The organism is Streptomyces sp. NPDC031365 (assembly GCF_055569765.1).
The window spans coordinates 334898-341780 of sequence record NZ_JBVIIM010000001.1; the positions used below are offsets into that span (position 1 = coordinate 334898).

At 71.7% G+C, this 6883-nt stretch carries 7 protein-coding genes; 3 read left to right on the forward strand and 4 right to left on the reverse strand.

All coding sequences use genetic code 11. From position 1 onward, the window contains the following. The first annotated feature begins 278 nt into the window (after window positions 1–278). Entirely contained in the window at window positions 279–1136 is an 858-nt protein-coding gene (locus ACZ5C2_RS01570) for a helix-turn-helix domain-containing protein (RefSeq protein WP_468785360.1), read from the forward strand. Between the two features lie 224 nt (window positions 1137–1360). Continuing rightward, entirely contained in the window at window positions 1361–1552 is a 192-nt protein-coding gene (locus tag ACZ5C2_RS01575) for a DUF397 domain-containing protein (protein ID WP_468785362.1), read from the forward strand. 271 nt (window positions 1553–1823) lie between these two features. Here the strand turns inward: ACZ5C2_RS01575 and ACZ5C2_RS01580 are convergent, their stop codons facing one another. The 3 genes from ACZ5C2_RS01580 to ACZ5C2_RS01590 all read right to left on the reverse strand — a co-directional run bounded on the left by ACZ5C2_RS01580 (window position 1824) and on the right by ACZ5C2_RS01590 (window position 4272). Further along, entirely contained in the window at window positions 1824–2681 is an 858-nt protein-coding gene (locus ACZ5C2_RS01580) for a MerR family transcriptional regulator (protein ID WP_468785364.1), read from the reverse strand. 82 nt (window positions 2682–2763) lie between these two features. Then, window positions 2764–3273 carry a glutathione peroxidase gene (locus tag ACZ5C2_RS01585; protein WP_468785366.1) on the reverse strand — a complete coding sequence of 170 codons (510 nt, stop codon included), beginning with the start codon at window positions 3271–3273 and terminating at the stop codon, window positions 2764–2766. 9 nt (window positions 3274–3282) lie between these two features. Continuing rightward, window positions 3283–4272 carry an ArsR/SmtB family transcription factor gene (locus ACZ5C2_RS01590; RefSeq protein WP_468785368.1) on the reverse strand — a complete coding sequence of 330 codons (990 nt, stop codon included), beginning with the start codon at window positions 4270–4272 and terminating at the stop codon, window positions 3283–3285. Window positions 4273–4350: 78 nt separating this feature from the next. Here ACZ5C2_RS01590 and ACZ5C2_RS01595 point away from each other — a divergent pair, with 78 nt between their 5' ends. After that, complete coding sequence (locus tag ACZ5C2_RS01595) at window positions 4351–5544, forward strand: MFS transporter (RefSeq protein ID WP_468785370.1); 1194 nt, start codon at window positions 4351–4353, stop codon at window positions 5542–5544. On the opposite strand, the gene ACZ5C2_RS01600 is transcribed toward ACZ5C2_RS01595, so the two are convergent. After that, a complete protein-coding gene (locus tag ACZ5C2_RS01600; RefSeq protein WP_468785372.1) occupies window positions 5526–6266 on the reverse strand; it encodes a nucleotidyl transferase AbiEii/AbiGii toxin family protein in 741 nt (246 codons plus the stop codon). The genes ACZ5C2_RS01595 and ACZ5C2_RS01600 overlap by 19 nt on opposite strands. Between the last annotated feature and the right edge of the window lie 617 nt (window positions 6267–6883).

Sequence of the window (6883 nt, forward strand, 5' to 3'; positions counted from 1 at the left end):
CCCATAGGAAAAAAAGAAAAAGAAAACAAAAGAAAAGAAAAAAAAACGCCCGGACGAAGGACGCCCCGGCCGGGGCGGGCCGAAAACAACCCGTCCCCCCCCCCCCCCCCCCGGCGTGCCCCCGGCCGGGGGCACATCCGCCACCAGCCCGTGAAGTGGCGTGTACCCGTCGTATATCCACCGTTTCCCAGCGGTAGGAAGCACCTTGGTGGCAGTCTGCTCATCAGCAGACACGCAAAGTGGCAAGTACGAGGCATACAGCCGGAGGTGCACGTCCCGTGGCGTCCAATGTCAATCCCACCGTCAGGCGGCGCCGACTGGGCCAGGAGCTGCGCAGGCTCCGTGAGCTGAAGGGCATGACGGCCGAGGAGGTGGCGGAGCGACTGCTGGTCTCGCAGTCGAAGATCAGCCGCCTGGAGAACGGCCGGCGCAGCATCAGCCAGCGCGACGTGCGCGACCTGTGCGGGGTGTACGAGGTCGAGGACCAGCGGATCGTCGAGTCGCTGATGCAGATGGCCAAGGACTCCCGCCAGCAGGGCTGGTGGCATGCCTTCGGCGACATCCCGTACAGCGTCTACATCGGCCTGGAGACGGACGCGGAGTCGCTGCGCGTCTACGAACCCCAGATCATCACCGGCCTGTTGCAGACCCGCGCGTACGCGGAGGCGATCGTCCAGGGCGGTTCGCCGGAGTCGACCGAGCAGGAGAACGACCGGCGGGTCGAGGTGCGGTTGCGCCGGCAGAGCCGGATCACCGCCGAGAACGACCCGTTGCGGCTGTGGCTCGTCCTGGACGAGGCGTCGCTGCACCGGATCGTCGGCAGCCGCCAGGTGATGCGGGAACAGCTCGAACGCGTCATGGAGTTGAGCCTGCTGCCGCACATCACCGTGCAGGTGCTGCCGTTCGAGGTCGGGGCGCACGCCGGCATCAACGGCCAGTACTCGATCCTGGAGTTCGCCGACGCGGCCGATTCGAGCGTGGTGTACATCGAGGGCGTCACCAGCGACCTGTACCTGGAGAAGCCGCACGACGTGCAGAAGTACACGGTGATGTACGAGCATCTGCGGGCCCAGTCACTGAACGTGGAACAGTCCCGTCAACTGGTGGAACGCCTCGCGAAGGACTACGCGCGCTGAGTCATCGGCAGTTGCGGGGCGGAATTCTACACCGCTGATACCTCACCGTAAGTCCCGTCTGGAATAAGCCATCCGGACGAGTGAACGACCGCTCCGGCAGAAGATGTTGGCGAGTAGCGTCGATCACGCCAACCAGCAGCGAGGGTTGGCGCAATCCGTTCTGCGGTCCATGCCGGAATGCGCAGGCCGGTGACAGCAACTCAGCATCTGGCTACGGAGCGAACATGGCAATTCGTCTGGGTGCCACGGAAACGTGGACGACGTCCTCCTACACCAACAACAACGGCGCGTGCGTGATGGTCAGGTCGACGACCGGGACAGCGCTGGAACTCGGGGATACGAAGGTCCCCGAGGGTCCGAAACTGGCCTTCCCCGCGAACGCGTGGAGCGTCTTCGTGGCCTCGGTCAAGGGCTGACGGCACCGGTCACCGACCGGACCGGCACCGCTCACAAGCACCACCGAAGAGCCCTCTCGACCAGCCCGCCGTCCTAGCCGAGAGGGCTCGGCTTGTGCCCTCCGGCCCAGCCGGCAGCGGATGCCGCCGAGGGGGCCACCGGCAAGCGCCCTCCGGACGGCCGCCGGCAAGCGCCTCCGGACGGCCGCCGGTGAGGCCCACCGGACGCCCACCGGCAGGTCCTACCCGGACGGCACGAGGAACGGCCCGCCGGACGGCCACCGGCGAGGGCCTACCGGACGGCCACCGGGAACGCCACGTCACACACCGGATCCTCCGGCCCCGCGGCCGACCAGTCCGCGAAGTACACCTCGCGGCAGGGACCCGCCGGTGTCAGCCCGTGCTCCTCCATCCACTCCTCCACCGCCTCGAAGGCGGCCAGGATCTGCGGATACGCCACCTGCGCCTTGGTGATCCGGGTGCGGGCCAGCCGCAGCGGCGGCTCCACCCGAACCGTCGTCCCCCGGGCCCGGCCCCGCGCCCCGGCCCAGGCACGTGCCGCCGTCTCGTCGGCGACCGGGACGCAGGCTTCCGCGGGCCCGTCGCTCTCCACCGTCACCTCGGAGTGGTACACCACGAACGGCGCGCCGGCCACGCCCCCGCACTCCGGGGCCGCTTCCTCCAGCCGGCCCAGCGACGCCCCGATCCACGCCGGCAGTTCCCCCGCGAGGACGTGCCGCGACTCGGTGATCAGCACCTGTGCCGGCACCTCGACCGCCTCGACCACGAACTTCCCGTACATTTCCGAGCTCCTCCCCGACAACCGTCCGCGGAGGTACTCGGCGAGCGTCCGCTGCCCGGCGTGCCGCGCCTCGACGTCCGCCCAGTAGGCGGCGAGCCGTTCGGCCCCCGCCGCGGCGTCGTCCGCGTCGACCACCTCGGCGATCCGGGCGAGCGGCATGTCCAGCTGCCGCAACAGCGCGACCAGCCGGGCCCGTTCCACCTGACCGGCCCGGTAGAACCGGTAACCGGTGGTCTCGTCGACCCGCGCCGGGGCCAGCAGCCCCAGCCGGTCGTACAGCCGCAGCGCCTTGGCCGACAGCCGGGCCCGCGCCGCGAACGCCCCGATACCGAGCAGTTCCTCGTCCACGCCGACATCCTCCGCCGCCGAGCGGCTCTTCCGCCCGGCACCGGAGACGCTCAGCCCTGCCCCAGGGGCAAGGTCAACGCCGTCAGCCGATCGCCTTCTCCACCGCCGCCACGAGCTCAGCCGACTCCGGCTCGGTCTGCGGCGAGAAACGGGCGACGACCTCGCCGTCCCGTCCGATCAGGAACTTCTCGAAGTTCCAGCGGATGTCCCCGCTGTGCCCCTCGGCGTCGGCGACGCCGACCAGCCGCTCATACAGCGCGTGCCGCCCCTCCCCGTTGACCTCGGCCTTCTCGGTCATCGGGAAGGTCACCCCGTACGTCGCCGAACAGAACTCGGCGATCTCCTCCGCGCTGCCCGGCTCCTGCCCGAGGAACTGGTTGCAGGGCACGCCGAGCACGGTGAAGCCGCGCTCCGCGTACCGCTCGTGCAGCCGCTCCAGTCCGGCGTACTGCGGGGTCAGTCCGCACTTCGAGGCCACGTTCACGACGAGCACGGCCCGGCCCGCGTACTGGGAGAGCGCGGCGGAGCCGCCGCTGAGCGCGCCGATCTCGACGTCGAGGGGAGAGGTGCCGTTGTTCTCTGCAGTCGTCATGCGCCGACCCTAGCCCCGGGGCACGACCTTCCCGTGCCCGGCCTCGGCCAGGACCTCTCCGGCCGCCGTCCGCGCGTACAGCACCGACCGGCCGGACCGGCCGCATCGCTCCACCAGCCCCGCGTCCAGCAGCACCCGCAGATGCCGGCCGACCGAACCCAGCCCCTGCCCGGTCACGGCGACCAGCTGGCTGGTGCTCAGCGGGGAGCCGAGCAGCATCAGCACCCGGGCCCGCGCGGCCCCGAGCAGCGCGCCCAGAGGCGCGGGAACGGGCTCGCGGTCACGGTCGCCGGCCAGCGGGCCCGTGCACGGGTACACGAGCGCGTACCGCCGCGTCCCCTCCCGCGACACCCAGCCCACCCGCTGCGGGGTCACCGGCACGAACAGCAGCTCGGCCCCGGAGATCTCACGCGGCGGCAGCTCGTGCGCGTTCACCTGCAGCCGGCTGTCGCCGAGCCAGCGTGTCCCCGGCCGCAGCCCGTCCAGCACCGTCGCCCAGCCACCCCGCCCCACCTGAGCCGTCCGGGCCACCACATCGGCCTGAAGGATCCGCCGGCGCCGCGCCCAGTACGGGCGGACGGCGTCCTCCCAGACGTGGGTGAGGAGGTCCGCGGCGCGTTCCGCCAGGTCACCGCGGTCCAGCAGGGCGGGCAACGGGCCGCCCAGAGAGACCCGCACCTGCGCGCGGGCGGTGCCGGGCGGGAACGTACGCACCCGTGTCACCTCCTCCTCGAAGGTCTCGTCACCCCGAGGGGTGACGGTCAGGAAGTCCGCGATCCACACCGTCCCGAGCGCGGACGGCATGAGGACGGCGGTCACCGGATCGGCGGCCAGCCGCGCGCGGTAGGCCGGCAGATGGGCGCCGAGCCACGCCCGCTCCCCGGGATGCGCGGCCCGTGCCGTGTGCAGCAGCCGCAGACTCGCGAAGGTCTCGGCGAGCGGCGAGAGCACGAACCGGCTCCCGGCGAGCGTGTCCGCACTGATCTGCCACCAGCCCACGACCCTCCGCCTCCCGGATGTTTCGCATCTGCGCGAAACACTAACGGCCGCCCCGGCCCCCACCCTCAGACTCCGCGCATGCGCAGCTACAGGGACCTGTTCCGCACCCCCGAGTTCACGCCGCTCTTCCTCGCCGCTTCCGCCCAGACCATGGCCCGCACGACGGGCGGCCTGGCCCTGGCCACACTCGTCTACCGGGAGACCGCCTCACCCCTGCTGTCCGCGCTGAGCATGTTCGGCCCGTCCCTCGCGCACGTCCTCGGCGCGACGCTCTTCATGTCCGCCGCCGACCGACTGCCACCCCGGGTCACCATGGCCGGCACGGCGCTCGCCTTCGCGGCGTTCACGGCGCTGCTGGCCCTGCCCGGCCTGCCGATCGCGGCGGTGTTCGCGGTCCTGCTGGCCCAGGGGCTGGTGGCGTCGGTGGGCGGGGGCGTCGGCTGGGGCCTGCTCAACGAGATCCTCCCCGAGGAGGGCTACCTTCTGGGCCGCTCGGCCTTCAACATGATGAACGGGCTCACGCAGATCACCGGCTTCGCGGCCGGCGGCGTCCTGCTGGCGGTCCTCTCCCCGCGCCCGTCCCTGCTGCTGGCGGCGGCCCTGTACGGCACGGCGGCGCTCGTTGCCCGCCTCGGCCTGACCCGCCGCCCGCCGCGCGCCGCCGGCCGTCCCTCCGTACGGGCCACCTGGAGGGCCAACGCCCGGCTCTGGTCGTCCCCGCCCCGCCGTCACGTCTACCTCGGCCTGTGGATCCCCAACGGCCTGATCGTCGGCTGCGAATCCCTCTACGTCTCCTACGCACCCGACTCCGCCGGCACCCTCTTCGCCTGCGCGGCCATGGGGATGCTGGCGGGCGATGTCACGGTCGGCCGCCTGATCGCACCGGACCGCCGCCGACGGCTGGCCGCCCCGCTGCTCCTGCTCCTCGCCACGCCCTATCTGCCGCTCGTCCTCCACCCGCCGCTGCCCGTGGCCGCCGCTCTGGTCGCGGTGGCCTCCGTCGGCTTCGGGGCGAGCCTGGTGCAGCAGGAACGGCTGATGGCCCTCACCCCGCCGGAACTCTCCGGCCACGCCCTCGGCCTGCACTCCTCCGGCATGCTCACCATGCAGGGTGTGAGCGCGGCCCTGGCGGGCGGCCTCGCCCAGCTCACCTCGCCCGCGGCCGCGATGACCACGCTGGCGGTGGTGTCGGCCGGGGTGACCCTGCTGCTGGTGGCGGCCGCCCCGGGCCGTCGCGGACGGGGGACCCGCGGTCAGCCCTCCCCGAGGTGACCCTCCTCGGGATCTTCCTCGGGGCCCTCCTCGGGGCCCTCCTCGGGATCCTCCCCCTCCAGCAGCCGCTCGGCGATGTCGTCCGCCCAGGCCTGGGCCCAGCGGCGCAGGTCCTCGACCGACGGGGCGTCGAGCCCGTGGGCGCGGAACTCGGCGTCGTCGACCCATTCCGTGCCGGTCAGCCGGGACTGGAGCTCGGTGAGGTCGAACGTGTCGGGGGCGTGGCGCCGCCCGAGTTCCTCCAGCTCCGGGCGGCTCCACCGGTCCGAGGCCGCGTGGACGTCGACGAGGTCACGGGCGAGGCCGCGGTCCGCCAGCGTGCGTACGGTCGTACCGATCAGATCCTCCAGGGAGAGCGCCGGTCCGGACGCGGTCTCCACCGGTGGCCGCCACAGCACCTCCTTGCGGAGATCGACCCGGCACTCCGTCCCGGTCGCGGGGTCGCCCATCACCAGCCGCGCGGCCAGCGGGTCGGGATCCAGCCCTTTGACCACCCACCCGCGTGACCGGGCCCCGGCCCGCACCGCGTCGGCGATCTCCGCCATGGTCGCGGGATGCTCGGTGGCCAGGTCCACCCCGCGGCTGATCCGGGCGCCCACCAGGCCGTGCGCCCGTACGGCGTCCCCACCGGCCAGGACGAGGGAGTACGGCGCCCCTGCGGCGAGCAGATCGCCCACCAGCCGCTCATGCACGGCGTCCCCGCCGACCGGTGGTGGTTGCATGCCTCGATTATCGCGCCCGTCCTTCCGCCCATGACCGACGACCGGCGGAAGGACCGGATCGCAGCCGCCACGGCCGAGGTGGATCGGCTCACCTGAACCGTTCACCCATAGGGGCGAAAATCTGCTGTCGTCGATGTAGACATACTCGGGGCGAGGAGTTAGTGTCTCTGTTGTAGCCAAGAAGTCCATGAGGCGCGGCAGATACGAACTGCCCGCATGCAGGGAAATGTCGTGGGGCGGCCTCATGAGGTCGCCGCCAGGACGCAGGATCCGCAGTACCAGCAGCACCAAGCGGTGCATCGAAAGAAGAGAGAAGGAGGCGGACGCCATCAGGATCGCCCGGGCGAGAACGGTCTGCCCGGGTACCGCAGGCCCCGGAACGGAAGGTGGTCCCACGGTCACGCATTCGCGATCCCCGCACTTGCCGCCCCTCGCTGTGGGCTGGTGCGGACAGAGAGCGCCGGTAGTGCAGTAGACCGGCAGATGGTGTTACAAATCCCTCGGGGCCTTGGTGCCGTACGGCACCAAAAAACCCCCCCCCCCACCCCCACAAAAACGCCGACAACCCCCCCCACACCACCCCCCCCCACCCCCAACAAAAACCACCCCCCCCCCCC